The sequence below is a fragment of the Bartonella sp. HY328 genome, from assembly GCF_025449335.1.
Classification (GTDB): domain Bacteria; phylum Pseudomonadota; class Alphaproteobacteria; order Rhizobiales; family Rhizobiaceae; genus HY038.
Map to the genome: position 1 here is coordinate 2,171,659 of NZ_CP104883.1, position 23,702 is coordinate 2,195,360.

The 23,702-nt window shown below is 45.1% G+C and carries 29 protein-coding genes; 20 read left to right on the forward strand and 9 right to left on the reverse strand.

Features of this window, described 5'->3' with window-relative positions:
- Window positions 1-33 precede the first annotated feature (33 nt).
- Window positions 34-1,416: a tyrosine-type recombinase/integrase gene (locus N5852_RS09225; RefSeq protein WP_262097509.1), complete on the forward strand. Its 1,383-nt coding sequence runs from the start codon at window positions 34-36 to the stop codon at window positions 1,414-1,416.
- Here the strand turns inward: N5852_RS09225 and N5852_RS09230 are convergent.
- The 8 genes from N5852_RS09230 to N5852_RS09265 all read right to left on the reverse strand — a co-directional run bounded on the left by N5852_RS09230 (window position 1,376) and on the right by N5852_RS09265 (window position 6,628).
- The gene (locus tag N5852_RS09230) at window positions 1,376-1,630 is read right to left on the reverse strand and encodes a hypothetical protein (RefSeq protein ID WP_262097510.1); all 255 of its coding nucleotides are present in this window, start codon (window positions 1,628-1,630) and stop codon (window positions 1,376-1,378) included. The two genes, N5852_RS09225 and N5852_RS09230, sit on opposite strands and share 41 nt — an antisense overlap.
- A gap of 10 nt (window positions 1,631-1,640) precedes the next feature.
- A complete protein-coding gene (gene dnaN / locus N5852_RS09235) occupies window positions 1,641-2,780 on the reverse strand; it encodes a DNA polymerase III subunit beta (RefSeq protein ID WP_262097511.1) in 1,140 nt (379 codons plus the stop codon).
- Window positions 2,780-3,217: a hypothetical protein gene (locus tag N5852_RS09240; protein ID WP_262097512.1), complete on the reverse strand. Its 438-nt coding sequence runs from the start codon at window positions 3,215-3,217 to the stop codon at window positions 2,780-2,782. Before N5852_RS09240 ends, dnaN begins: the two co-directional genes overlap by 1 nt.
- 35 nt (window positions 3,218-3,252) lie before the next feature.
- A complete protein-coding gene (locus N5852_RS09245; protein WP_262097513.1) occupies window positions 3,253-3,474 on the reverse strand; it encodes a hypothetical protein in 222 nt (73 codons plus the stop codon).
- Window positions 3,475-3,478: 4 nt separating this feature from the next.
- Window positions 3,479-4,015 (reverse strand): hypothetical protein, encoded by a 537-nt coding sequence (locus N5852_RS09250; protein WP_262097514.1) that lies wholly within the window; start codon window positions 4,013-4,015, stop codon window positions 3,479-3,481.
- A gap of 165 nt (window positions 4,016-4,180) precedes the next feature.
- Complete coding sequence (locus N5852_RS09255; RefSeq protein WP_262097515.1) at window positions 4,181-5,245, reverse strand: XRE family transcriptional regulator; 1,065 nt, start codon at window positions 5,243-5,245, stop codon at window positions 4,181-4,183.
- On the reverse strand, window positions 5,238-5,894 hold the full coding sequence (locus N5852_RS09260; protein ID WP_262097516.1) for a hypothetical protein: 657 nt from the start codon (window positions 5,892-5,894) through the stop codon (window positions 5,238-5,240). Before N5852_RS09260 ends, N5852_RS09255 begins: the two co-directional genes overlap by 8 nt.
- Before the next feature lie 98 nt (window positions 5,895-5,992).
- A complete protein-coding gene (locus N5852_RS09265; protein ID WP_262097517.1) occupies window positions 5,993-6,628 on the reverse strand; it encodes a S24 family peptidase in 636 nt (211 codons plus the stop codon).
- 96 nt (window positions 6,629-6,724) lie between these two features.
- On the opposite strand from N5852_RS09265, the gene N5852_RS09270 reads away from it, so the two are divergent.
- From N5852_RS09270 to N5852_RS09310, 9 genes are all read left to right on the forward strand, one after another.
- Complete coding sequence (locus N5852_RS09270; protein ID WP_262097518.1) at window positions 6,725-6,991, forward strand: hypothetical protein; 267 nt, start codon at window positions 6,725-6,727, stop codon at window positions 6,989-6,991.
- Window positions 6,992-7,261: 270 nt separating this feature from the next.
- Entirely contained in the window at window positions 7,262-7,750 is a 489-nt protein-coding gene (locus N5852_RS09275; RefSeq protein ID WP_262097519.1) for a phage regulatory CII family protein, read from the forward strand.
- A complete protein-coding gene (locus tag N5852_RS09280; protein ID WP_262097520.1) occupies window positions 7,750-8,235 on the forward strand; it encodes a hypothetical protein in 486 nt (161 codons plus the stop codon). The genes N5852_RS09275 and N5852_RS09280 overlap by 1 nt, the downstream gene beginning before the upstream one ends.
- Window positions 8,228-8,893 carry a hypothetical protein gene (locus N5852_RS09285; RefSeq protein ID WP_262097521.1) on the forward strand — a complete coding sequence of 222 codons (666 nt, stop codon included), beginning with the start codon at window positions 8,228-8,230 and terminating at the stop codon, window positions 8,891-8,893. The genes N5852_RS09280 and N5852_RS09285 overlap by 8 nt, the downstream gene beginning before the upstream one ends.
- Window positions 8,883-9,518, forward strand: coding sequence for a hypothetical protein (locus N5852_RS09290; RefSeq protein ID WP_262097522.1), 636 nt, complete (start codon window positions 8,883-8,885; stop codon window positions 9,516-9,518). The genes N5852_RS09285 and N5852_RS09290 overlap by 11 nt, the downstream gene beginning before the upstream one ends.
- Window positions 9,515-9,805 carry a hypothetical protein gene (locus tag N5852_RS09295; protein WP_262097523.1) on the forward strand — a complete coding sequence of 97 codons (291 nt, stop codon included), beginning with the start codon at window positions 9,515-9,517 and terminating at the stop codon, window positions 9,803-9,805. Before N5852_RS09290 ends, N5852_RS09295 begins: the two co-directional genes overlap by 4 nt.
- Window positions 9,802-10,008 carry a hypothetical protein gene (locus N5852_RS09300; protein ID WP_262097524.1) on the forward strand — a complete coding sequence of 69 codons (207 nt, stop codon included), beginning with the start codon at window positions 9,802-9,804 and terminating at the stop codon, window positions 10,006-10,008. Before N5852_RS09295 ends, N5852_RS09300 begins: the two co-directional genes overlap by 4 nt.
- Before the next feature lies 1 nt (window position 10,009).
- Entirely contained in the window at window positions 10,010-10,870 is an 861-nt protein-coding gene (locus tag N5852_RS09305) for a DNA cytosine methyltransferase (protein WP_262097525.1), read from the forward strand.
- The gene (locus N5852_RS09310) at window positions 10,848-11,177 is read left to right on the forward strand and encodes a dATP/dGTP diphosphohydrolase domain-containing protein (RefSeq protein ID WP_262097526.1); all 330 of its coding nucleotides are present in this window, start codon (window positions 10,848-10,850) and stop codon (window positions 11,175-11,177) included. Before N5852_RS09305 ends, N5852_RS09310 begins: the two co-directional genes overlap by 23 nt.
- Before the next feature lie 8 nt (window positions 11,178-11,185).
- Here N5852_RS09310 and N5852_RS09315 read toward each other — a convergent pair whose 3' ends face one another.
- On the reverse strand, window positions 11,186-12,382 hold the full coding sequence (locus tag N5852_RS09315) for a hypothetical protein (protein ID WP_262097527.1): 1,197 nt from the start codon (window positions 12,380-12,382) through the stop codon (window positions 11,186-11,188).
- Window positions 12,383-12,420: 38 nt separating this feature from the next.
- Here N5852_RS09315 and N5852_RS09320 point away from each other — a divergent pair, with 38 nt between their 5' ends.
- The 10 genes from N5852_RS09320 to N5852_RS09365 all read left to right on the forward strand — a co-directional run bounded on the left by N5852_RS09320 (window position 12,421) and on the right by N5852_RS09365 (window position 23,696).
- The gene (locus N5852_RS09320; protein ID WP_262097528.1) at window positions 12,421-13,671 is read left to right on the forward strand and encodes a DUF7146 domain-containing protein; all 1,251 of its coding nucleotides are present in this window, start codon (window positions 12,421-12,423) and stop codon (window positions 13,669-13,671) included.
- On the forward strand, window positions 13,661-15,460 hold the full coding sequence (locus tag N5852_RS09325; RefSeq protein WP_262097529.1) for a DNA primase family protein: 1,800 nt from the start codon (window positions 13,661-13,663) through the stop codon (window positions 15,458-15,460). Before N5852_RS09320 ends, N5852_RS09325 begins: the two co-directional genes overlap by 11 nt.
- A 413-nt stretch (window positions 15,461-15,873) precedes the next feature.
- Complete coding sequence (locus N5852_RS09330) at window positions 15,874-16,665, forward strand: hypothetical protein (RefSeq protein ID WP_262097530.1); 792 nt, start codon at window positions 15,874-15,876, stop codon at window positions 16,663-16,665.
- A 111-nt stretch (window positions 16,666-16,776) separates the two neighbouring features.
- Window positions 16,777-17,346, forward strand: a complete 570-nt coding sequence (locus N5852_RS09335) for a phage tail protein (RefSeq protein ID WP_262097531.1) — start codon at window positions 16,777-16,779, stop codon at window positions 17,344-17,346.
- 177 nt (window positions 17,347-17,523) lie between these two features.
- On the forward strand, window positions 17,524-18,087 hold the full coding sequence (locus tag N5852_RS09340; protein ID WP_262097532.1) for a hypothetical protein: 564 nt from the start codon (window positions 17,524-17,526) through the stop codon (window positions 18,085-18,087).
- On the forward strand, window positions 18,059-20,173 hold the full coding sequence (locus tag N5852_RS09345) for a terminase gpA endonuclease subunit (protein ID WP_262097533.1): 2,115 nt from the start codon (window positions 18,059-18,061) through the stop codon (window positions 20,171-20,173). The genes N5852_RS09340 and N5852_RS09345 overlap by 29 nt, the downstream gene beginning before the upstream one ends.
- A 12-nt stretch (window positions 20,174-20,185) precedes the next feature.
- Window positions 20,186-21,766: a phage portal protein gene (locus tag N5852_RS09350; RefSeq protein ID WP_262097534.1), complete on the forward strand. Its 1,581-nt coding sequence runs from the start codon at window positions 20,186-20,188 to the stop codon at window positions 21,764-21,766.
- 3 nt (window positions 21,767-21,769) lie between these two features.
- Window positions 21,770-22,024, forward strand: coding sequence for a gpW family head-tail joining protein (locus tag N5852_RS09355; RefSeq protein WP_262097535.1), 255 nt, complete (start codon window positions 21,770-21,772; stop codon window positions 22,022-22,024).
- Between the two features lie 9 nt (window positions 22,025-22,033).
- Complete coding sequence (locus tag N5852_RS09360; RefSeq protein WP_262097536.1) at window positions 22,034-23,353, forward strand: S49 family peptidase; 1,320 nt, start codon at window positions 22,034-22,036, stop codon at window positions 23,351-23,353.
- Window positions 23,346-23,696 (forward strand): hypothetical protein, encoded by a 351-nt coding sequence (locus N5852_RS09365; RefSeq protein ID WP_262097537.1) that lies wholly within the window; start codon window positions 23,346-23,348, stop codon window positions 23,694-23,696. The genes N5852_RS09360 and N5852_RS09365 overlap by 8 nt, the downstream gene beginning before the upstream one ends.
- Window positions 23,697-23,702: the final 6 nt, after the last annotated feature.

Here is a 23,702-nt window from a genome sequence, read left to right on the forward strand (position 1 = left end):
TACTCTAATTTGCCACACATTATGACATACTAAATGTCACACAATATGTTTGAAAAGAGTATGACCGTGGGGGCAAAGGCTACAAATCAAGATCGTTATCTCATGCTGCGCAATGGCAATTATGTCTATAAAAGACGGGTGCCAAAAACTATTATTGATCTAGATAAACGCAGCCCAATAATCCAAACGGCGCTCCATACCAGCGACCTTATTATTGCCCGCGCTAAGCGAGACATTCATGAAAAAGCTGACAATGCTTTATGGGCAGCCTTAATGCTTGGCACCGATAACCTGCAAGCAATGGAACAATATAACGTGGCCGTAAGGCAGGCTGAAGCTTTTGGCTTCGCCTATAAAACTGCAGGTGATCTTGCCAAGGCATCATTGGAAGAAATTATTAGTCGTTTTTCAGCTTTAACTGAAAAGCCCATGCCTACACAAATAGCGCAAAGTTTGCTTGGCAAATACGCCGCGCCGCAAAATTCGCTGCAAGCAGCTGAAAATTTATATTTTTCAGATATCGTCCCCCATACATTAACTGGCAAAAGCCAAGGGCAGCGCGAGCGTTGGCTGAATGAGCGCCGCGCCACCCTGCGCTTATTTCGCGATACAATTGGTGATAAAGAAATCAGCCAGGTCACACGCGACGATGCTTTATTATTTTATAGAAAGCTTTCAGAATCAGTCGTGCCTAAAGATGGCAAACCATCGCACTCTGCATCATGGGGCAACCGGCAAATTGGCAATGCCCGCGTTTTTCTAAGCTCATATTTTTCTCATCTTGGCCAACAAGACTATAATAACCCCTTGGCTAACCTATCCTTTAAAGAAGTAAAAAAATCACGCCCACCTTTTTCTATCAATTGGATCAAAAGCAAGATTTACCAACCAAGTGCTTTGGCAAAGCTAAATGACGAAGCGCGTCACGTGGTTTTTATTTTAGCAGATACTGGTGCGCGCCTTGGCGAGATTTGCAATCTTGGCTCGCAAAATATCCACCTTGATGGTGAAGTACCCTTTATTGAAATAGCACCGCGAATAGACCCCGCAGATCCACGCGAGATAAAAACAAGCTCCAGCGTTAGGCGCGTTCCGCTTATTGGCGTGGCATTAGAGGCTATAAAGCTACATCGTAACGGCTTTACCCGCTATCGCGACAAGGAAACAACCTTATCCAACACTCTTAATAAGTTTTTTAGAGAAAATTGCCTATTTGAAAATGAGAATCAAGTGATCTACTCATTTAGGCATGCGTTTGAAGATAGAATGAAAGAGGCCGATGTCGATCATGAATTGCGTATGGCATTGATGGGGCATGCTAATAGCCGCCCGCGCTATGGCTCTGGCGGTGGTTTATCGTGGCAGTGGGAACAGCTCAATCGGATTGCCTTGCCGTTTGATCCTTCGATTCTTTAATCTTGGGTTGTTTTGTCTTTAACTTTTTAGCCCGCGCATAAACAGCTGCAAGACGCTTTTCACGATTTTTTAAAATTTCAATTTCGGCCTCTAAGCGTTCATAAATCGGCAAGCACTCATCAAAATCTGGCGCATGCTCCACCATAAGGTTGGCAAGATAATCCAAATAGGATTCGAGCAAGGCAACAGTAATAGGTGGAATGCGCGCGGCCATAACTTACCCCCTATATCCGCATTGGCATAAGCACAAATTTTGCTTTGCTACCTGCTGTTTCATTCATGGGTGTGATTAAGGCCGGCCCGCTATTCGATGTTAAACCAAAAGTAAGCGCATCGCAGCCGCAAGCCGCCAATTGATCAAGCGCATAACGCGCATTAAAGCCAATTGCTATTTCTTCAGCTGAGCTGTTTTCCAGCAAATCCACGCTGTCAGTTGCATCGCCCATTTCACTATCACTGGCGCCTAGCTTCAATTCGCCATTACCAAAAATAAACGTAACGCCGCGCCCGCGTGTACTTAAAACCGCCATAACGCGCTCCAATGCCTTAGAAAGACTTGCCACCGGCACATGGTAAAAATGGGTAGAGGCTTGTGGAATTACCCTTTGATAATCAGGAAAAGTTCCGTCAATAAGCTTTGAAACCACGCAAATATCGCCTTGGCTCATAGCAATGCGCACATCGGATAATTGCAACTTGATATCCTCATCAAGTACAAACAAGCCTTTGACGATTGACCAAAATGTGCGCGGCACAATGACACTTGTCGCGCTCAACGAAGCAGGGAAATTATCCCGCCCATCAAACACAGCAAGCTTTAATTGTGCAAGCCGATGGCCGTCCGTTGCGGCAGCCACTAACTTGTCACCATCCATATGCAGGTTAATGCCATTTAAATAATAGCGGGTTTCCTCAGTTGAAACGGCAAACGCAACCTTATTTAAAATGCTATCCAACACTTGCGGTGAAATATTAAAATCTGTTGCGCCATCATCAATGCCCATAATCGGCATGTCGGCTTTATTCAAGCTTTGCAGCTTAAACTTTGCCCGCCCTGCTCTAACCTCTGCGCTCCCTTCCAAAAAGGCAAATTCAATTTGGGCAGAAACGTCAAGCTTGCGCACCGCATCATGCAATAAAATACCGGGCAAAGCAGAACCATGCTGCCCAAAATTTTGACATTGCGTGGTGACTGTTATTTGCAAATCTAAATTAGTGGCGGTGAGCTTGGGGCGGCTTTCATCCACCTCAAGCACTATATGCCCTAAAATTGGCAATGTGTTGCGCCGCTCCACCGCTTTAACAACGGCATTAAGGGCAGGCAATAATGCGCTGCGGCTAATGCTAAAACCACTATCAGTCATTACTTGTAACCTTTAATTTCTGGAATTACAGCAAAATACGGATAGGCTTCACAGCCAAGGTGATCATCACCCACTACCCAATAGCCCTCCCAGTTTTCCCATCGCGCAATTTGAAAATTAAATTGCCCCAACTTGCCGCAAACAAGAAATGGTTTGACATAATCTCGATTGAAATCAAATTCACTGATAGGCTGCCAAACTATCGCGCCCTGCCCTTGCTTTGGCGCTTCTTTTATAAAGCCGCATTGCTCGGTAAAAATATCAAGGGCAAGGTTAAGCGCTTTTAGCCATTCGTCATGGTCAAAAACATTGGCAAAACCTGCCTTTAGGCTTTCAACACCTGCTTTAATAGCTTTTTGTCGTGCTTCATCTTGGGTCATTGTAAAAACCTTGTTAAAAGACAATAGAACTCCACTGCAAACGCCGGCGCGTTGCATGATGGTCTCTTAAAAAATGTAGGTTGGGTTATGGCTTAGTTGGCCAAAGGTGCTTTGGCTTTTCTACCTTCTTCTTCCGCTTCAATAATGCGGATAAAAGTAGCAATTGTCTCGTCTTTGCTCATATTAAGGGTATTGCAAACCGCCTTGAAGGTCATTGCTAAGACTTGTTGTGCCAATTCGTCATTATCTATTGGTAAAATATCAACAATCTTGGCAATAGTTTCAATGGCTTGCGGTGCGATGGGTTTTTGCATGAGCCTACACCTTTTGACAAAGAGGAATGGCCCGCAAATGCGCTTCCACTTGGCGGATAATGGCGGCGCGGCTTGCTTGGCCAATATTAACCGCCGCTAAATATTGCGCTAACATAGCAATGCAGCGCTCACGCAAGGGGTACCATGGGTGCAGCTTAAACGCCGCAACACAAGCGCAATAATTGCGCCAAAGATTGCCTATCTTGTCATTATTGATAATATTATCAAATTGTGGTGGGGTGGCTTCACTTGCCGCAATGATAAGCGGCACTTGCGGCAAGTTTTGCTTGGGTTTACACACTGCTTTAACTGCAAAGCTTTGGGCAAGGCTTGCGGCTTTTTCACCATAGGTAGCAATTTCATCATCAGCAAAGCCAGCATTTTTTAAATCAGCAACATCAACATTGCCCTTTGCCGCCGCAATATCTTGCATAGCAAGCATCATAGCATGGCAACGTGTGGGAATTGGGTGAATAGCAGCCCCCTGCTGCCATATTGTATTTGGGGGAGAAATAAATGGATTAGTATTGACATCGGTCATTGTATTTACTCCATAAAACCAGATCAGCTAAAGCTTCTTCGTGGTAACTATGAGATATAATACCGGTAGTAATACCGAATGTCAATAAAATACGGTATTACTACCGAAAATATAAAGAGAATCAAAAAAACAAATAAAAAACCCCGCACTTGGCGGGGTAACTAATTATTTTACAACAACAAGGTTCGCTGCGTGTTTCGGTGGTGGAGCATGGGTTTCAGTTAAACCAAAAACCAAGTTTTCAAACTCTTCTAAAGGAATATGAAGTTCTTTTGCAATTTTCCCTTTATCAATGCCCGATTTCCACAGATCTTGGAAAATCATATTCCAGACCGAAGACTGCTCTTTAGCTATGCTATTCGGCTCACTAAACTTAAACCGTTGGTTAATCTGAATACAATAAGTCCGATACTGCCAGTCGGTAATTAGATCAAGCTTATGCATTCGATAGCACAATGCAGCCAGTGAGACACCCCATCTTAATTTTTCTGATATTAATCTATCAATACTTTTAATATGAGATAAATGCGCGCGAACATCTGCCTCAGGCATAAGAAACTCGCTAGCAAAATCATTAGCTTCTTTTTCCGCATTACTTTGATGAGGTCCTCCATGGCGATGTAATACAAGATGCCCCAACTCATGAGCCGCGTCAAATCTACTGCGCTCTGCTGTTTTAAACGTATTTAAAAAAATATACGGCTGTGCGCTACGCCAAACAGAAAACGCGTCAATATTCTTTGTGCTCTCATTTAAAGAAAATATCTTCGTACCTTTTGCCTCCAAAAGATTCAATAAATGCTTAATCGGGCGTTCGCCAATACCCCAATATTGCCGCAACGATCGCGCCGCCGCTTTCGGTGAATTTAATTCACTTAAGTCAGGAATATCAACTTTTGGCAAATCATATCGTTCATCCATCCAATCGGCTAACTCATATGCAAGCTCACCTGCAGTTAGCGCTGCATCACGTTCCTTTGCAGTCATTGAAGAAAGACTTCTAAAACTAACCGCATCAACAGTAATTGCATCTGCTATATCTTGTTCAAAAAAAGAACGCGGAAACCCTAAAGCATTAACAATTTTTATTATTGTTGTCTCGTCAGGCTCGTGCTTACCGTTACATATTCTTGAAATTGTTATGGATGATAAATCAGATTTTTCAGCTAACTCCTTAGCAGTCATACGCAAGCGTTTACGCGCTTGCTCAAGTCTTTTAATGTTAAACATTTTCTACTTTACGCAAAATGGTTGGCTCGATCTCAAATGGATCAACAGTTACTTCCGGCGTATTAATTGATAAATCTTCATTTTGCATTAAAAAAATCCGAAAAATAAATTTGCCAAATGTACCGTTTTCAATTGAACGAGGTAAAGACAGCTCTGCCCGCACTAAACCATCACCGTGATAGGACACACAAAGGTACCATATCGATTTATTCAATTTTTTAGAATTGACTTTAGGTATATTAACACCGTCGTCCCAAAAAGGAAAAAGTGAACCTTGAGCATCATCAATTAAAGCTGCACTACCATTACCCTTACTCGAAATAGGTTTTGGATCTTTTGCCAAACTCGCAGCAATATCTACAGTTTGATAAATAATACGTGTACGACTTTCTGGATGCTCAATAGATGGAATATTTTTATAATCGCTTAAACGCCAACCTTTTTTTAAAAATAAAAAACGAAGATATCTAGTCCCCATAATGTAGGAAATTTGCCCTTTTGCATTATTCGGATCGACACCATCAAAACAGCTTAATCTTTCTGCAAGGGTATTTCTAATAACTTCCCTAAATTCATCAACCGTTACGCCAAAGTCTTTAAGACCATTTAATACTTCAACTTCATCTTTATAAATAATTGCTTTGTTCATACTGTTCACCCGTGTTAATTTTTTCGACCTCATTTGTGGCATAAAAAATTAACACGGTCAATATATACGCTCTAGATTTTGTCTAGAAACACATATATTCACATATCAATCACAGATCTTCGAACACGACCGATCACTCGAATAGCACCTTCAAGCTTTGGAGCTGGAATATCTTTATAAGATGCTGGTTGAAAGCTAGGGCTTTCATTAGGCCTATAACGCTTATAGGTAGCTTTACCAGTCTCATCAGCTATTACATAGCATGCATTTGCCACCAATGCGCGATCACGCATATTTACAAAGATGATTGAGTCGGGCGGGCTTATCTTATTCATGGATGCACCATCAACACGCAGCGCTATCCATTCACCCGCAGGTAAATTATAAGTGGTAACTGTTGGATATTCACCCAGCTGCTCCACTGTTGGCTGATCGCCCAACTCCCCAGCACTTACCCAAGAAATTAATGGAACATCAGAGCGCACTACTTCAGCCGCATCGCCTTCTTCAGGGCCAACACCTTCCGCTAACCAAGCAACATTTGTTTTTAACACTGGCGCGAGAGCAGCAAGTGTTTTTAAAGTAACATCGCCATTTTTATCACCTGATCTAAGTTTTCGGCGGATATTACGAATAGCGGAATCCGATAGTCCTGCTTCAACTGAAGCACGGCTTTCTTTCATTCCAACAGCTTCAAGCCGTTTATCGATGCGGTTTAATACTTGCTCTATCATAGTGTTTTTTATACCGAATTTTAAAAACAAAAAATATCGGTTCTTAATCCGAAAGTTTGTCTTGACTTTTCCGGTTTTACTACCGATAATTATTGAATGACTGATATTGATGATCTTTTAAAAATCATAGACGCGTATCAACTAGCTACTGGCTTAACAGACAGCAGTGTAAGTACCTATGTTTTCAATGATGGAAAAAAGATCACACGGTTAAGGGGCGGCAAAGACATTAACGTCAGCCGTTTTAATGCAGCATTTAATTGGTTTTCACAAAACTGGCCAGACGGGGTTGTTTGGCCGACGGGTATTTTGCGCCCTACTGCAAATAGCGGGTTGCAAAATGCCAATATTGAAAAGGTTTAAGGATTTGGAGCACCACGAAGATTTTGCGCTTTTAATACCCCCAACTTTTCCGAAAAGCGCGAAATTTGAAGCCTGCAAATTGCGTAACAGCATTTTTGTAAACAGTGGTTTTAAAATTTGTTTCATCAAATGTGCCTTTCGCCTTTGGTGCGGTTTTAAGTGTCTTTGGCAGAGCTATTAAAACCATAAAAAATCTATTCCCACTATGGGAAAATTTTGCGGAATTTCCCGCCACGGGAAAGCTTTGCTTAAATTAAGGGGTTGTTTAAAATGGCAATGATTAACGAGGCTTGGTTTCACCGCTTAAAGGCGGCGCAGCGCGATTTAATCAAGACATGCGGCGGCATTGAGCGCTGCGTTGAGATTACCTCGCTTTCTAAAAGTCAGGTTGGCCGTTGGAATAATGCCACCGATCCCGATTTAATGCCCACCAATGCAATTTATATGCTGGAAAATGAGTGTGGCTTGCCGCTTGTTACCACTGCCCTTGCTGCGCTTAATGGCTACCGCCTTATTGCCCCTGATGAAGAGGGTAAAAGCATGGGTTCAGTCTTAGCCAAGTTTTCAGACCTTGTGGCAGCATCGGGCGATGTGATGGCAACAGGTAGCCGCGCCTTTGCTGATGGCAAGCTAACCCCTGCCGAGGCTGCCGACATTGACCGCGCATGCAGCGCCATGGAAATTAAAATGCTGGAGCTGCGCCAACAATTATCGCGCGCTAAGGTTTCCACCCTGCATGTGGTTGGAGGAGATTACTAATGAGCAGCACCGCCCCTTTAAAAGCCTTTTGGACAAAAAAGCGCTTGGCAGAAGCCGCTTTTATGTGGAAGCGCGGCAAAAGCGGCGGCGAAATTGCACATGCCTTGGGCTGTAAGCCACAGCGCGTCCATGAAGCGATTTATAACCATTATCCGCAGCATTTCCCGCGCCGTGTCAAATCGCAAATATTGCTTAATTTGCAAAAGCAGCGTGAAGGCACATGGGAGCAGCCCAATAAACCCAATTTAGGCGTCAACTTTAAGCAATTACAGCAAATACCCTTTATTGTGGTGCCAATGAGTTATGAGCGCGCTTTGCTTGAAGACCGTTGTTTGTTTTTTGCAGCAAGCCCGATGAGTGAAGCAGGGCCATTAATGCCTGTTTGTGGTTGTAAACGCGCTAGCAAACGTGGCCGCCCCTACTGCGCCCACCATTTACGCGCGAGCATCAGAGATTTGGATGATGAAGGAATAGAAAATGCATAAGAATATGCCGGTAAAAAAATTCCTCACCCCTGCTTTGGAGCGTCAGCAAGCTATTACTAACGAGCGCCGTGCCTTTTACACGCAGCAGGACTATTACCCAGCTCCGCCAGAAGCAATATTTGCTTTGCTTAATGCAGAATGTGAAACATTGCGCCCATTGGCAAGCATTTGGGACCCGTCCGCCGGTGATGGATCCATGGCTGCAATTTTGCGACGACATGGATATGACGTTTATGCATCGGATTTGGTTGACCGTGGTTGTGGCGCAAAAATAGCCGATTTTTATTCATTCCAAGCACCTCTATCCTCTCGCATAATAACAAAACCACCCGTCAGGGAATGCACCCGTGATTTAGGTTTTGTTCGCCATGCCTTAAAGGGTTTACAAGTAGATTATATGGCTTTGTTGTTACCCTTTAACTTGCCATACACATTGGAATGCGGTGACTGGGGAGGCTTCCCGCCTTACAAGATTTACATGATGCGGTGGAACATCAGCTTTAGAGGTAAAGATTGCCCAACCAGTTATTATGCTTGGTTTATTTGGCGTTCTGGATTTAACCGAGGCACATGGCTAAGCGATTTACGCAAACCACGTATCCTAAATGGCATAACTTTCCAGCATTTAAGCCGGAACCGGAAGCAAAATGATGAATAGTAAATCAGCAAAAGGCTTATTCCGCGCCACTGGTAAAATTCCAAAAACAGAACTTACCCGCGAGCGCAATGATTTTTACCCAACGCCGCCAGAGCCAATTTTAGCTTTGCTAAAGGCTGAGCACACAACATTGATAAAATATAATAAAATTTGGGAACCTGCCGCAGGTGATGGTGCAATGGCTAAAATCATCCGTGAGCATGGTTTTAACGTACGCATATCAGACCTAATTGACCGTGGCTGCGGTGCAAAAATTGCCAATTTTTACTCGTTCAAGCAACCTATGGCTCCTGCAATCATTACTAACCCACCTTTTAGTGAATGCAACAAAGACCCCGGCTTTGTGCGCCACGCATTAGAGGTTTTAAAGGTGGATTATATGGCTTTGCTTTTGCCGTTTATTTGGCCAGGGTCTGCTCGCGAACGTGGCAAATTATGGGCGGATTATCCGCCATACAAAATCTACATGATGCGGTGGCGCATTGATTTTACCGGCCAAGGCAACTCCCCCGTTTATAATGCTTGGTTTGTTTGGCAAGCAGGCTTTAAAGACGCGCCGATGTTCCATGTTTTAGATAGGCCGCACAATGGAAAACAAGCCGTTTTAAATTTGGAGGCAAGATGATTAATAAGCCAAGCAATATAATTGCATCCAAAAGACAATTGATTGATTGGGGTGTGTTTGGCCTAATGATGGAGCGGCGGCGCGTTTTTGTAAACCTTAGCCAACAACAGCTTGCGCAAAAAATTGGCTTGCCAGTGCCGAGTATTATTGCAGCGGAAAAAGGCACGCCCTTATGCACCAACAGCTTTTTAAAACTATGCGCTTGGTATGGCATAGAGCCAAAGATGTTTCATGCTGCGGCCGTGCAAACAAAACGCGCGAAATTGATGCAGAGCGAGGCCGTATGATGCCGCCTTTTGGATTTGAAAATTGTGTTGATGTAAAGCGGCTGCGTTTTATGCCACTGGTGGAGCAAAAGCAGGGCATTTTGCTGCTGCAACAAATGGGCTTTAACAAGCGCAAAATCATGCAAATGACATGGCTATATAGCGAAGAATATGATGCCGCGCTAAAAACCCCGCCTTTTGCCCTTAGCTATAGGGATTTTTAAGATGATAGCCAACACCGTAGTTAAGCAAAAAACAAAGCTCAAAATTCTAGACTTGTTTTCCGGAATTGGCGGCTTTTCATTGGGGCTAGAGCGAACAGGTGGTTTTGAGACTGTTGCTTTTTGTGAGATCGAAAAGCACGCCCAAAAAGTTCTTAAACGCCATTGGCCACATATTCCAATTTATGACGATGTAACAACGCTTAATTACAACAGGTTGCAAAATGACGGCATTCGACAAATCGATGTTATTACTGGCGGATTCCCATGCCAAGACATCAGCATCGCAGGAAAGCAAGCCGGCCTTGAAACCGAACGTTCAGGACTGTGGAGCCATATCCCCCGATTGGCTAACGAGATACGACCACAATACATCATCGTGGAGAACGTTGCAGATTTGCTTAGAGGCCCTACTCGCCAACCAGGGCGATGGTTTGGCCGAGTTCTCGGAGACTTGGCCGAGATCGGGTACAATGCGGAATGGCATTGCATACCGGCTTCAGCCGTTGGAGCGCCACATAAAAGAGATCGTGTGTGGATCATTGCATATCAACAAGGACAGACTAATCCTGCCAACTTTAGGGAAAAACGAGTACAAGGGAGCAAGCAGGAAACGCTATCGGGGTTCGCAGCATTTCAAAGGTTCCAAAATGTCCGAAGGATTGAGGACTTGCGAGAGCGACCCGATTTACCTCCACCCTTGTTTCGCGGAAGCTGTGATGGGTTACCCTATTGGATGGACAGAATTGCCGAATGCGGAAATGCCGTAGTTCCGCAAATACCAGAACTTATTGGGGCAGTAATTATCAACCACCACCAAAGCAATTTATCAGGTATGCAAAATGATCAAAGCAACAAAGCATGATAGTGGTAAACCACGCCTTGACCTATTGCCAGTAGAGCCTTTGCTGCAAATAGCTAAGGTTTTAGCCTTTGGTGCGCAAAAATACGGCGACCATAATTGGCGCAGCCAAACAGATGGCGGTATGGTTTGGGGGCGGCTTTACGCTGCCACCCTGCGGCATCTATTTGCCTTTTGGAATGGTGAGGATTTGGACGCGGAGTCCGGCTTGCCCCACCTTGCCCACGCCGCCTGCAATATCATCTTTTTGCTAGAATTTATGAACAATGGCGGCGGCATTGATGACCGTGTGAAAAAGGGGGCCGTTTGATGGAAGAGTTAGATATTTTTTTTGGTTCTTTTAACATATTCACTAAACGATTCCACCCCCTTGTCTTTAAAAAAAGCAACGGTTTCTGTGGAAGTAAACCATTTATCACTATAAATGCAGTTATCAAAGGTGTGCCAACGATATTCAGGCTTATCTATGCCACGAAATGCATCATTAGATTTTTCACCACCATCAAACTTACAGCTTACAAAATGCGAAGAATGCTTCTCACATGGCCTTATTTCGGTATATCCCAAACCCGTCTTAGCGTCATAAACGTAAACCAATTCAGGAATCATATTAAGTCTTTGCAGCGAGTCAATTATGCACTCGTCAAATATACATTGTTGTGTTTCAAACATGGACTCTTTTCCATTAAAATCAATGGAACAAAACTCCACGCCTACATAATTAATGTGCAAAAAATTAGACCAACAACTGTAAAGTGGAGCAGCACTCCATATAGTCAGCCCATCAAAATTAATAAGTTCGTTGTGATGAAAAGCATAGCTGTTTATTGCATCCAAAGCATTAACAATAGCAGTATCATTATCAATATTTATTCCTTTTGGATTGGCTGCACTTGTCATTTGAATAAACATTTGAAGTACATTTTTTGCTTCAAGTGCAAAACTATTATCCAAAGCAACGATATACGACAAGCAAGAAACACCCGCATTTTTCTCAGCTGCGGTAGCATCTCTACCCAAAAGCTTCGTGCCGTCGACAAACAGCTTTGCAAGATTGTTTTTTTGCATTTCTACAAAATTATTACTTGCCAAACCAAATTGTTTATTAGCAAGCATAATTTGGTCGGCTGCTATATTAGCTTGTTCGCTTTGTGTTTTTTCTTGCATAGAATGCAAAATTCCACGCCAAACAACCACACCCAAAGTAAACAAAGCTGTAACACCAAAAGATATTCGACTAAAACGATCGAAACTCAGCGTGGTAGAAAAAAGAAAAGAGTAAGCAACAGAACAAATGATAATCATAACGACACATGCAATTATTGCACTGGCAGCTATCAAAACCGGACTTTGGGAGGCAAAGCCGTAAACCCGATTAGCAATTTTTTTAATTGGTTTGTAAAGTTCTATAACTACATCGCATATTATTGCCCACGCAGTTTTAAGTTTGGGCTTTATGTACGCCCATTTAGCTTTAACCGCGCCCCACACGCTATTCCATTTATCACTGCTCATGCTTTTCCCTCGCGTTTCACACAAGGGAGATTGTTAGCATGAGTGGTTCAATAATCAATCTTTTTATTGATGAAGCAGGTGGAATAAAAATTGCCGATTGTGTGGCGGATCTTGGCTTGCCAACAATTTCCCGCAATGGCGAATATGCTGGCCCATGCCCGCAATGTGGTGGCAAGGATCGCTTTTCTTACAATATCCGCAAAGATGTTTGGAATTGCCGTGGCTGTGCTAAAGGTGGGCATGGTGCTTTATCACTTGCGGCCCATGTTTTGGGGTTGGATTTGCATATACGCGCAGATTTAATCAAAGCGTCTGAAACGGTGCTTGGCCGCACTGCACCGCAAAATGAAGTTAGCGATGAAGAGCATTTAAAAGCCAAATGGCTTTTTGAGCAAAGGCAAAAAAAGGCATCGGCGTCACGGGCGAAAGCTGATGCGGCAGCCAAATTTTACCGCGAAAAAGAGCAAAGGCTTGCGCGAGAAAAGTGGCAAGCGGGGCGATTGCTGCAAGACAGCCCATTTAATGCCTATTTAGCAAAGCGCTGCGGTGGGGCGATTTCTAGCTTTCCACTACGCTTACTATCAAACGAGCCTTATTATTTTAACGATGGTGGCAGCTCTAAGATCATTTATGAAGGGCCAGCCATGGTTGCGCCTTTTATCAATAGTGATAGGCTAATTATTGGCTGCCATTTAACTTGGCTTGATTTGAATAATCCGCCCAAATATCGCCCAATAATCACCGCGCCGCAATCAGGTGAAGTTTTGCCTACAAAAAAAATGCGCGGCAGCAAAAAAGGCGGGCTCATTCCACTAAGTGGTTTTGTGTTTAACCGTGATGGCTATTTCAAGCCGCGTTTTGAATGCAAGCGCATGGTGGTGGGTGAAGGCATTGAGACTGTGCTTGCTTTACGCCTTGCGGAAGGCTTGCGCAATGACACAATCTATGCGGCTGCAGGCGACCTTGGCAATTTATGCGGCCCTGCCGATCCTGCAAGCCGCTTTGCCCACCCAAGCCAAACCATGACCGACAGTAAAGGGCGTGTGCGGCGTGTTTTTGTAGCAGGTGACAAGCCACTAATGAGTGATGCGGCAAGTTGCATTTTTGTGCCTGATTGGATTAACGAACTAGTTTTAATTGCCGATGGCGATAGCGAGCGGGTAATGACTGCCGCTGCGATTGTTCGCGCCAAGCTGCGCTTTAGCAAGCCTAACCGCCGCATCATTGTGGTGTGGCCGCCACGGGGGTGCGATGTGGCAGATATGATGGCGGTTGAAGATGAGCGATAAGATAAACAAAAACAATAATATACCAGAATCTGTCAAAGCTATGCTTGATGCGGCCAATGCGCAAGAGGCGGCTGCCCTTGGGCAAAGCACGCAAAACCCGCACCCTTTAGGCAGGGATAATGCCGCAAGCCTTGAGAGCAACCCACAAGAATTATTATCCGATTGCATGGGTGAGCCTGAGACGGATATTGGCAATGGGCGGCGTTTTTTGCACCGCTATGGCGATACGGTTTTGCATGTTGCGCGTATTGGTTGGCATGGTTTTGACGGCAAACGCTGGAAAGAAGATGATGATGGCTCGGTTGTTCGGCCATTAGCGCAAAACACAGCGGAACTTATCGACAATGAAGCGCATCTATTAACCGCAACGGAAGATGAGCAAAAGATATTAGACGAAGGCCGCGCCGCCAAGATTGAGCAAAAGAAAATGGGCTATCCCAAAAAAGACTGGGATAGTGACAAGCTTGGCCGCTATATGGAATTGGACGATATTTTAGAAAAGGCGGAAGACACCAAAAAGCTAGTTAATGGCCGCAAATCATCACGCCACCGCCATGCCAAAAGCTCGGCTGGTACCAGTAAATTAAACAATATGCTGACAGAAGCCCTGCCCCATGTGGCTAAGGTCGTCACCGACATGAATGCCGACCTTTATGCCTTTAACACGAGTAGCGGCACGTTGCGTTTTTATCGTGAAGACATTGGCACTGACAATGAGCCAAAGCATTATTGGAATTATCGCCTTGATCCGCACCGCCCTGAAGATCTTATTTCAAAACTTGCGCCAACCAAGTTTGAGAAAGACTGTGAAGCGCCTAATTTTCATAAGTTTTTAACTACGGTTTTGCCTGATGCTGACATTCGGCTCTTTTTACAGCGCTTTATGGGCTATTGTCTGCTTGGGTCAACGGCAGAGCAATGTTTGTTGTTTTTCTATGGTGTTGGGCGCAATGGTAAATCCACCTTTTTAGATGCTTTATCGCATGTGATTGGTGATTATGCGGTGACGTTGTCTATCGACTCCTTTGCTGGCGACACAAGACGCGGCGGCGCGGAAGCAACGCCTGATCTTGCACGGTTACCCGGTGCGCGTTTGGTTGCGGCAAGTGAGCCTGAAATGGGCGTTAAACTAAAAGACGCTTTGATCAAGACCTTAACCGGCGGCGAAGTTATCCCTGTGCGGCGCTTGCATGAAGATTTTTTTGAAGTGCATCCGCAATTTAAGATTATCCTTTCAGGTAACCATAAGCCACGCATTGACGACACATCTGACGGTATTTGGCGGCGTGTATTTTTGGTGCCGTGGGAGGTTCAAATCCCCAAAGAAGATGTTGACCGCGCTTTGCCTGATAAATTGCGCCATGAAGCATCGGGCATTTTTGCATGGATGGTAAGTGGGGCCTTGGACTATTTAAACTATGGCCTTAACCCGCCTGAAAAGGTGCTGCTTGCCACCAATGAATATCGCGAGGAAAGCGACCCGATTGGGGCATTTATCCGCGCGGCCTGCATTGTCACTGGCAAGGAAGAGGACACATCATCCCCCGGTGACCTTTATATTGGCTATTGCAATTTTGCTAGTAAAGAAGGTGCTGCGGAATTTAAGCAAAACACCTTTTCGCGCCGCTTTCCTGATTATACACGCCTTAGCTTTGCCGCGCCCGATGGTCAAATGCGGCAATTTTGGAAAGCAAAAAGCGGCACCACGGTTTACAAGGGCATCCGCGTTAAAGACAGTTTTGTAACGCCTGATAATGGGCGCGAGAGTTTTGCAGAGGTAAGAGGTTAGATGATGTGTATTTATTCAAAACCCTGTCCCCTTTTTTACGTTTCGCCATTTGCCGCTGTCTTGCCCTTTATCGGCATTTTGGCTTGGCATAGCCGTTCGATTTTTAAAGTTCGGGTGGCTAGGGGCGCAAATTGCCATAATGCAAGGCTTGCACCCCCAAAAAGGGTTTGGGAAATCAAAGGCTTATGACGCTAGGGGCGCAAGGGGCGATAAATTCCGCGTCACACATGAATAAAGATCATTGTTTTAAAAGTTTTATTTTTTTTCATGTAGTGGCGGTGATTTTGCTGCCCTTGCGCCCCTTTCTACCCTGTTCTTATGTTTTTTCATTTAAAAACAATCGAATAGACAAATATAAAATTGGCAGCAAAATTTAAATCTGGGTAGCAACAGCAATTTAAGGGACGATAGACATGAAAACGCTTAATTTACAAAAATTATTGCATTGGGCATTTGTTGATGAATTGGTAAAAGGCGGTGGTGAAGATGGCTTAAATAGCCCTCTATCAGCTTGGGGCGCGTTTGATGCTATTGCGCAGCTTGGCGTTAGGATTGATCGTGACCGCGCTGCTTGCGATTTACCCATGCAGTTAGAGCAAGGTGAGCCACACCCCGATGCAGTGTTGGTGGCAGAGGCCGTGCGCGGCGTTGCTGGCATTGCCTATAAGATTGCACCTTTGGACGAGTTGTTAAGCGATTGGCCAGAGGCTGAGCGTTGGCTTGCAACACCGTTTCATGAGGAAGTGGTTAAACGCTTGCAAAGCCGCACGCAAAAGCAAATTGCCCAATCGGTTATTGCGCACATTGTAACCCATGCGGTCTTATGCAAAACGCCATGCTTTAACGCTCCCGTGCCAAAGGTTGATTTTGTCAAACAAAACGGCAAGCCCTTATGGTTTATGAAGCAAATAGTGCTTAACGAGCTTGGCCGCGAGGTTGAATTGGAAATGGACGGTTATAATAAAAAATCTGGCCGCCCATTTGCCAGTGCATACCGCAAATATGTTTTATGCGATAATCCGCAAGGTGATATCATGGCACGCATTGAATATCAGTTTTGGGTAACGGCTTTAAACCACATTTTTTTAACATTAAACGGCACTATGCAAGATCACCGTTTAAGCCCGTTTTCGGTTAAATTAACGCCTTGGCTGCAAAAAAATTTAACTTATAAAAACAAAATGATAGATGCTATTTCAGCATGATTTTAAAAATAAATTTTGACATGCGGCAGTCACTTGACGTATAAAAGAAGAGTTAAAAAAGGTTTATTACCCCGTGCAGCAATGTAGCGGGGTTTTTTATTGGGTATTAGTATGGCTGGTGTCTTATCCATTGGGTGGTCTAATGAAGATGCCATAAAGAAATTTGCTGGTGCAGTTCATGCGGTTGGTGACAAATTGCCAATAGCTGCAATGCGTGCCGTAAATCATACTGGGCAAAAAGCCAAGACAAAAGTTGTAAGGGCATTATCCCTGCAAACGGGGCTAAAACGCAAAATAATTGTTAAAGCAGTTAAGCCCTATAAGGCTAACCCCACCCACATGATGTATGAAATGCACGCCAAGGGTGGCGATATTGCTTTAAAATATTTTGCGCCAAGAGAGACAAGAGCAGGTGTATCAGCCAATCCCTTTGGCAAACGACAAGTCTTTGCAGGTAAGTTTATTAAAGGTGGGCGTTTCCCTAATCGATCAAACCCTATTGCTGGCGGTCATGTCTTTGCTCGCCGAGGTAGCGAGCGATTGCCAATTGATAAGATCAAATCGGGCGTCATCATCCCAGATGAAATGATTAAGGGTGAAACGAAAGAAGCTTTTGAGAGTAGTGTGCGCCAAGAGCTCGCACCACGTCTCTACCATGAGCTCAAGCGCTTGATGCCATAGGACTACTGGTCGCACAAGCATTGCATAAACACATGCCTGCTAAAATAAATTTTAGGTACCTTACGGAAAATATCTTTTTGGCTACGGGCGCGATGCTCCTGAAATTTCACTAGTAGATGGGTTTGAAAGCGGTGCACGGATGCACGAATAAAAACGTGCATTGCACGGATGGGTAAAATGGAAGAATGGCTTTCAATTTCAGATGCCGCACGGCGCTTAACCGATGCTGGCGATAGTGTAACGCGCTCTAGCCTTTCTCGCTATTTAGACCAACATGCTGAGGCGTTAGCCACAAAAATTGACGGCAAGAAACGTTTAGTTGAATATGGCGAGCTTTTAAATCATCGCCGTGAGAATATTCGCATTATCGCGCAGCCTGCTGCAAAACAAGCCAAGCAATTAATGGGAACTCAAGCTGATGGCGCAGCGCGCAAAGTACAAGCAGAGGCCACTATTCGTGAATTGGACTTGGCAGAGCGGTTAAAACTTATAACGCGTACAACGGAGGTTGATCGTGCTGGCCGCGATGCCGTTGCCCTTATGCGATCAAGCTTTGAGCGCTTGCTAGAACCGCAGGCTGCTGATCTATCATTAAAATATGGCTGGGATGAACGCTCCGTGCGGCTTGCGCTTAAATCCTTTGCAAATGCTGGCATTGATATTTTTAACACAATTATGCTTGAGCATTTAGATGCATTACGGGGTGAAAGGAATGGAGATAGCCCAACAATTAAGCCCTAGCTTGTTTTTAAATGATTTGTATTTGCGTAATGGCAGGGAAGTTTTATTTTCTGCCCTTGAAGCTGCAAGCCGAAAGGTTGAAGACCTATCCATATCGGAATATTCTGACCGCTATCGCATGGTGAGTGCTGAATCTGGCTCGCCGTGGCCGGGTAAATTTAAAACAGCACGTGTGCCTTATTTGCGCGAGCCACAAGATTGCTTGCATCCAGACCACCCTGCACGGCGCGTAACCGCTCGAATGGCTGCGCAGCTTGGCAAATCAACGGTGATTGAAAACTGGTTTTGCTATATTGTTGACAGAGCCCCCGGCTCAATGATGATTGTTTTGCCAACATTGGATGAAAGCACCAAGTTTAACCGTGTTAAATTGGGGCCGACCATTGATGCAACACCGCAAATTGCCCATAAGGTGTTGCCAGTTAATAGCCGCGATGAGCAAGGCTCAACAACAGCGTTTAAACGCTATGCTGGTGGCTTTTGCCAAATCGTCAATGCGGGTTCTTCCAAGGGCTTGCAGATGGTGTCTATTAAATATTTAGCGATGGACGAGGTTACCGGCTATCCTTTAGATGTTGATGGACGTGGTAGCCCACGCGATCAAGCAAGAGCGCGCCAAAAGATGTACGGCGATATGGCAAAGGAATGGGAAGGTTCAACACCCGGCATTGTTGGCGAGTGTGCCATTTCTGATGATTTTGAAAAAGGCGACCAACGCTTTTACTATGTGCCTTGTCCGCATTGCCAATGCTATCAAGCCTTAGAATTTGACCAATTGCAAGCGCCAGATGATAAAACACCGGCGCATTTTCTATGCAGCAACTGCAATGAGAAGATATTGGATGGACATAAGGGTGACCTCTTGGCCAATGGCCGTTGGATAGCAAGTCGCGTTACTGAAGGGCAAAAGCCAATACCACGCCTTATCACAGCGAAAGATATTGAAAAATATAGCTGCCCACCGTGTGAAGGGCGCTGCAGACGCTGGCAACCAAGCTATCACCTTTGGGCAGCCTATGCACCGCGTGAAAAATTTAACGATATTTGGGCAAGATGGGAAGCAGCTCAAGAAAACACGCAAAAAATGCGGGTGTTTTACCAACAGGACTTAGCCCTGCCTTATGATCCTGGTGGTGCGGCTGTTGAGTGGGAAAAGATTGTTGAAGCTGCACAGCGCAGTGATATTCCCTCTCGCGTCATACCTTTAAATGCAGGACTGCTTGTGTCAGCTGCCGATATTCAAGGCTATGGCATTAAATGGGCAGTTTATGCGATTGGCCCGCGTGGGCAAAGATGGCTGATTGATCGCGAGGTATTTGAAGGGTCACCGGAGCAATCCGATGATCCGTGGATAGAATTAAGTGACGCACAAGCTCGTCAATACCCTACGGCGGGCGGTTTGATGAAAGGCATAGATTTATCGGGCATTGACTCAGGCTTTGCGACTGACCGCGTTTATCGTTATTGCGCAAGCCGTGCCAATGTTTATGCCCTAGATGGACGCGCTCCCAAAGGTCTGCCTTGGCTTGGCACACCAGTGAAACGTGATGTGAGAGATCATAATCGGCGGCTCATTGCTAAAGTTCAGCTTTATCCCGTTGGCAATTATGATGTTAAAACGGAAGTTGTCGCATCGCTTGCCAATTTTATGCAAGGGCAGGATAGCAAGGGTTCATGGCCACGCAATGTGCTGCATTTGCCGCCAGACCTATGTGATGAAGGCTTTGCGCAGGAAATTACCGCCGAGCGTTTGGTGGATCCTGATGAAGAAGCCCGCGCATCGGTCAATCGCCGCTCACGTAAATTGATAAGTTCACGAGCGCCGAGAGAATGGAAAAAGGTCGTCGGGCGCAAAAATGACTGGTTTGACACGACTGTTTACGGCTTTGCCCTTGGTTGGCATTTGGAACATAAATTGCGCCTTACGCAAGAACGCTGGGCAGATTTGCTATTGCAAGTGCATGGCCAGCCTGCAGAGCCTGATTTATTCAATAAACCGATTGATGGGCCATTTGCCAAACAAGGTATGAAGAAAAAGAAACAACGCAGTTCTTGGGCTGAAAAATCTGCAGCTTTAAACAAATAGTTAGTGGGTAAAATGCAACAAGAAAAGCCAAGAATCCGCGTTAAAGCAGGCTCACAAAAGCTTGACTTAGAAAAAAGAAACACGCCAAAAGCTGGCTATTTGCGCGGTGAACCCGGCTTTGCCCAGTCAATTGGTTTATTTAAAGGCACACCCGCCTTGCGTGATCGCGCTGATGATATTTCAGTTGCTTGGTATGCAGCCAATGCACGCGCTAATGATGCGACAATGAATAGCGGCTGGATTGCTGGTGTTGTTGAACAAATCGTTACATCAATGATTGGTTCTGGCTTGCGCTTAAATGCTAAGCCAGACCTTACATTTTTAAAATGGAACGAAAAAGAAGCGTCCGACTGGGCAAGACTTGTTGAAACCAGATGGGAAATATGGGCTTCGCAACCCTATGAATGTGACCTTGCTGGCCGCTATACCATGGCGCAGTTGGAAGCTGCCGCTATCAGGCAGTGGATCGCCACGGGTGAAATATTAGCGCAGGTCAAGGAAGTAAACCGTGAAGGCGCGCAAAGCCTCACCAAAGTACGACTTATGCCAAGCCATTGGCTATCGCAAAAAAATAATGCCAGTCAAGACTTACAAGATGGTGTTTACACTGACAAAGACGGCCTGCCCATTGCCTATGCATTTAAGATAAAAGATGGTTATGGCAATGAGCGTGAGGAACGTCGTGAAGCGCGTGATCAATATGGCCGCCCGCGCATTATCCATATTTTTGATGGTTCTGCAGGGCAGTTACGCGGTATTACACCATTGGCGCCAGCCTTAAAGATTGTCCGCCAATATGACCAATTGGCTGATGCTACCTTAACAGCTGCCATGATCCATGCAATTTTTGCCGCAACAATTGAAAGTGATTATCCCACCAATGAAGTCATGCAGGCACTGCAAGGCGAAAGTGAAATTATAGAGGGCGGCGAAGATGCTTTAGACGTGTTGCTTGATAAAAAAATGGCGTGGTATCAAAATGTTAATATTGACCTAGGCCGCCACGGCAAGATTGCTCATCTTTTAACTGGTGAAAAATTAAAGCTGCATGCAAGTGAACATCCGAACTCAACCTATGAAGCTTTTTCAAATTTTTTATTGCGTGAAGTTGCAGCTTGCCTTGGTGTTATGCCGTCCGATTTAACCGGTGACTTTCGTGGTGACACCTATTCATCGGTGCGCATGGGTATCGCCAAAAAATGGCCGTTAATGGAATATCGCCGCCGCCATTTACCAGGGCGTTTTGCACAAACGGTTTATAGCGCATGGCTAGAGGAAGAAATTGACGCAGGGCGCATACCATTGCCGGGCGGCATTGATACATTTGTTAAAAACCGCACCGCTTTAACACGCAGCGATTGGCGCGGCCCACCAAAGCCGCAAGCAGATGATTATAAGGCCGCCCGTGCCCATGAGACTTGGTACAAAATGGGCGTTATCAGCCAAGAAATGATTTGTAATGATCTTGGGGTGGACCATGAAGATGTGCATGAGCAACTGGCACGCGAAAAAGCAAGCCGTATCAATAAGGGCTTAAGTGAGCCTTTAGCAGAAAACACAGCGCCAAGCTTAGCTGACGAAATAGAGGATTAAAATATGGCATCACTTTTTGATGGCATTGATATGTCTGACCCCTGCGCAGTTTGGCCAAAAATGCAAAATGCGCTTGACCGCTTACTGGTTGGTGAAAAAGTCGTACGCAGCCGCTTTGGTGAAGATGAAGTTCAATTTACAGCGATTAATATCGCTTCCCTCAAAGCACGGATCGCTGAGCTAAAAGCAGAGTGCATGGCAAAGCAAACACGCCGCCCACGTCGTCATGCCATTAGCACCGGTTGGCGCTCTTATTAGGATTGTTTGATGACACAATTTTTGCATATTGCTGAGCGCATTTTAAATCGACCGCTCTTACTTACACCAGATAAAGCGCAAGTTATTTTATCAGTAATAACAAATCGATCAGGCCTACCTGTAGCAAGCAGATTTGAAGGAGAGCCAATTGCGCGTGACGAGGAAGGGCGCGTCATTGGTAAACCCTATAGCATTACGCAAAACAATATAGCTATTATTTCCATTTTAGGCTCACTGGTTAATCGCGGTGCATGGATTGGTGCTCAATCTGGACTTATTTCTTATGAAGGATTAGCGCACCAAATTAAAACCGCTATGAATGATGACAAGGTGCAATCTGTTGTGCTTGATATTCAATCGCCCGGTGGTGAAGCAGTCGGCTGTTTTGAGCTTGCCGCGCAAATAAGATTATTGGCGGCAAAAAAGAAAGTTATTGCTGTGGTGAACGCAATGGCGTGTTCTGCCGCATACGCACTTGCCTCGGCAGCAACTGAAATTGTTACAACTGAAACGGGTATCTGTGGCTCAATTGGTGTTGTGTTACTCCATACCGATTTTAGCCGCCAGCTTGATTTAAACGGCATAACGCCAACAATTATTCATGCTGGTGCTCATAAGGCAGATGGTAATTCGCTAGAGCCGTTAACTGATACGGTAAAAACTGATCTGCAAGCTGAAGTTAATATGCTTTATGGGCTGTTTTTGAAATGTGTAGCCAAAGGCCGTGGCAGTCGCCTTACCATTGCGGCAGCTAAAAGAACTGAAGCGCGCACCTTTATTGGCGAAGCCGCTGTTGAAGCTGGCCTTGCTGATCGCCTTGGCACGTTTGATAGCGTTATCGATGAATTGTCACGCGCAAAAGCATTAGTCCCAGCCAAAACCAAACAAATCCGAACAGGGAGTAAATTAATGGACGACCAAAACAACGCTGCGCTGAGCGGCGAGGTGCCGCAAGCTGATAATCAAATGTCGCTTGAGGCGCATAATCAAGCGCTCGCAAAAGCTCGTCAAGAAGGCGAAGCAATGGGCGAGAAAAAAGCCATGAGCCGCATTGAAGCAATTACCTCAGCCGATGGCATTAAAGGCAATGCAAAGCGTCTTGTTGCGGCCCTTGAGCTTGCTTGCCAATCACCAACCATGGAAGCAAGCTCGGTCGTCAATTTTGTCGCAAGCAATATTGGCTCGGAACCATCATCTGCATCACTGGCTAATCGCCTTGCGGCTGATAGCAGCGCGAATGATAAAATATTCAATGCTGTAGCGTCACCTGACACTTCTGCGCCACTCACTGCGATTGCACAGCAAATAAATGGAGGCAAACATGCCTGATGCAAATATTAAAGTTGCAAGTTTTAAGCCTGATAATTTGATTGAAGGCAATGAGCAAACCCAGCCTATTACCTTAGCTGTGGGTGAATATAAACGCGGTGAAGTTTTGGGCCGCGTTGGCAATATTTATGGCAAGCTATCAACTGCAAATAGTGTTGCCGCAGCGATCATGCCCTTCACGGTCAATGTCACCGCGCAGACTACCATGGCGGTCTATGTTGGCGGCTCATTTAATCAAGCCGCCCTCTTTTTGGACGGCAAAGAACTTGAAGATGTCAAGACGGCTTTGCGCGATTGCGGCATTTTCATTCGTCAATGGGGCGCTGCCCCTGATATTGCTTAAGGAGCA

Bases quoted from the DNA above. Each gene is read 5' to 3' on its own strand.
- N5852_RS09225 (WP_262097509.1), top strand. From the start codon at position 34: ATGTCACACAATATGTTTGAAAAGAGTATGACCGTGGGGGCAAAGGCT.
- N5852_RS09230 (WP_262097510.1), bottom strand. From the start codon at position 1,630: ATGGCCGCGCGCATTCCACCTATTACTGTTGCCTTGCTCGAATCCTAT.
- dnaN (WP_262097511.1), bottom strand. From the start codon at position 2,780: ATGACTGATAGTGGTTTTAGCATTAGCCGCAGCGCATTATTGCCTGCC.
- N5852_RS09240 (WP_262097512.1), bottom strand. From the start codon at position 3,217: ATGCAACGCGCCGGCGTTTGCAGTGGAGTTCTATTGTCTTTTAACAAG.
- N5852_RS09245 (WP_262097513.1), bottom strand. From the start codon at position 3,474: ATGCAAAAACCCATCGCACCGCAAGCCATTGAAACTATTGCCAAGATT.
- N5852_RS09250 (WP_262097514.1), bottom strand. From the start codon at position 4,015: ATGACCGATGTCAATACTAATCCATTTATTTCTCCCCCAAATACAATA.
- N5852_RS09255 (WP_262097515.1), bottom strand. From the start codon at position 5,245: ATGTTTAACATTAAAAGACTTGAGCAAGCGCGTAAACGCTTGCGTATG.
- N5852_RS09260 (WP_262097516.1), bottom strand. From the start codon at position 5,894: ATGAACAAAGCAATTATTTATAAAGATGAAGTTGAAGTATTAAATGGT.
- N5852_RS09265 (WP_262097517.1), bottom strand. From the start codon at position 6,628: ATGATAGAGCAAGTATTAAACCGCATCGATAAACGGCTTGAAGCTGTT.
- N5852_RS09270 (WP_262097518.1), top strand. From the start codon at position 6,725: ATGACTGATATTGATGATCTTTTAAAAATCATAGACGCGTATCAACTA.
- N5852_RS09275 (WP_262097519.1), top strand. From the start codon at position 7,262: ATGGCAATGATTAACGAGGCTTGGTTTCACCGCTTAAAGGCGGCGCAG.
- N5852_RS09280 (WP_262097520.1), top strand. From the start codon at position 7,750: ATGAGCAGCACCGCCCCTTTAAAAGCCTTTTGGACAAAAAAGCGCTTG.
- N5852_RS09285 (WP_262097521.1), top strand. From the start codon at position 8,228: ATGCATAAGAATATGCCGGTAAAAAAATTCCTCACCCCTGCTTTGGAG.
- N5852_RS09290 (WP_262097522.1), top strand. From the start codon at position 8,883: ATGATGAATAGTAAATCAGCAAAAGGCTTATTCCGCGCCACTGGTAAA.
- N5852_RS09295 (WP_262097523.1), top strand. From the start codon at position 9,515: ATGATTAATAAGCCAAGCAATATAATTGCATCCAAAAGACAATTGATT.
- N5852_RS09300 (WP_262097524.1), top strand. From the start codon at position 9,802: ATGATGCCGCCTTTTGGATTTGAAAATTGTGTTGATGTAAAGCGGCTG.
- N5852_RS09305 (WP_262097525.1), top strand. From the start codon at position 10,010: ATGATAGCCAACACCGTAGTTAAGCAAAAAACAAAGCTCAAAATTCTA.
- N5852_RS09310 (WP_262097526.1), top strand. From the start codon at position 10,848: ATGATCAAAGCAACAAAGCATGATAGTGGTAAACCACGCCTTGACCTA.
- N5852_RS09315 (WP_262097527.1), bottom strand. From the start codon at position 12,382: ATGAGCAGTGATAAATGGAATAGCGTGTGGGGCGCGGTTAAAGCTAAA.
- N5852_RS09320 (WP_262097528.1), top strand. From the start codon at position 12,421: ATGAGTGGTTCAATAATCAATCTTTTTATTGATGAAGCAGGTGGAATA.
- N5852_RS09325 (WP_262097529.1), top strand. From the start codon at position 13,661: ATGAGCGATAAGATAAACAAAAACAATAATATACCAGAATCTGTCAAA.
- N5852_RS09330 (WP_262097530.1), top strand. From the start codon at position 15,874: ATGAAAACGCTTAATTTACAAAAATTATTGCATTGGGCATTTGTTGAT.
- N5852_RS09335 (WP_262097531.1), top strand. From the start codon at position 16,777: ATGGCTGGTGTCTTATCCATTGGGTGGTCTAATGAAGATGCCATAAAG.
- N5852_RS09340 (WP_262097532.1), top strand. From the start codon at position 17,524: ATGGAAGAATGGCTTTCAATTTCAGATGCCGCACGGCGCTTAACCGAT.
- N5852_RS09345 (WP_262097533.1), top strand. From the start codon at position 18,059: ATGGAGATAGCCCAACAATTAAGCCCTAGCTTGTTTTTAAATGATTTG.
- N5852_RS09350 (WP_262097534.1), top strand. From the start codon at position 20,186: ATGCAACAAGAAAAGCCAAGAATCCGCGTTAAAGCAGGCTCACAAAAG.
- N5852_RS09355 (WP_262097535.1), top strand. From the start codon at position 21,770: ATGGCATCACTTTTTGATGGCATTGATATGTCTGACCCCTGCGCAGTT.
- N5852_RS09360 (WP_262097536.1), top strand. From the start codon at position 22,034: ATGACACAATTTTTGCATATTGCTGAGCGCATTTTAAATCGACCGCTC.
- N5852_RS09365 (WP_262097537.1), top strand. From the start codon at position 23,346: ATGCCTGATGCAAATATTAAAGTTGCAAGTTTTAAGCCTGATAATTTG.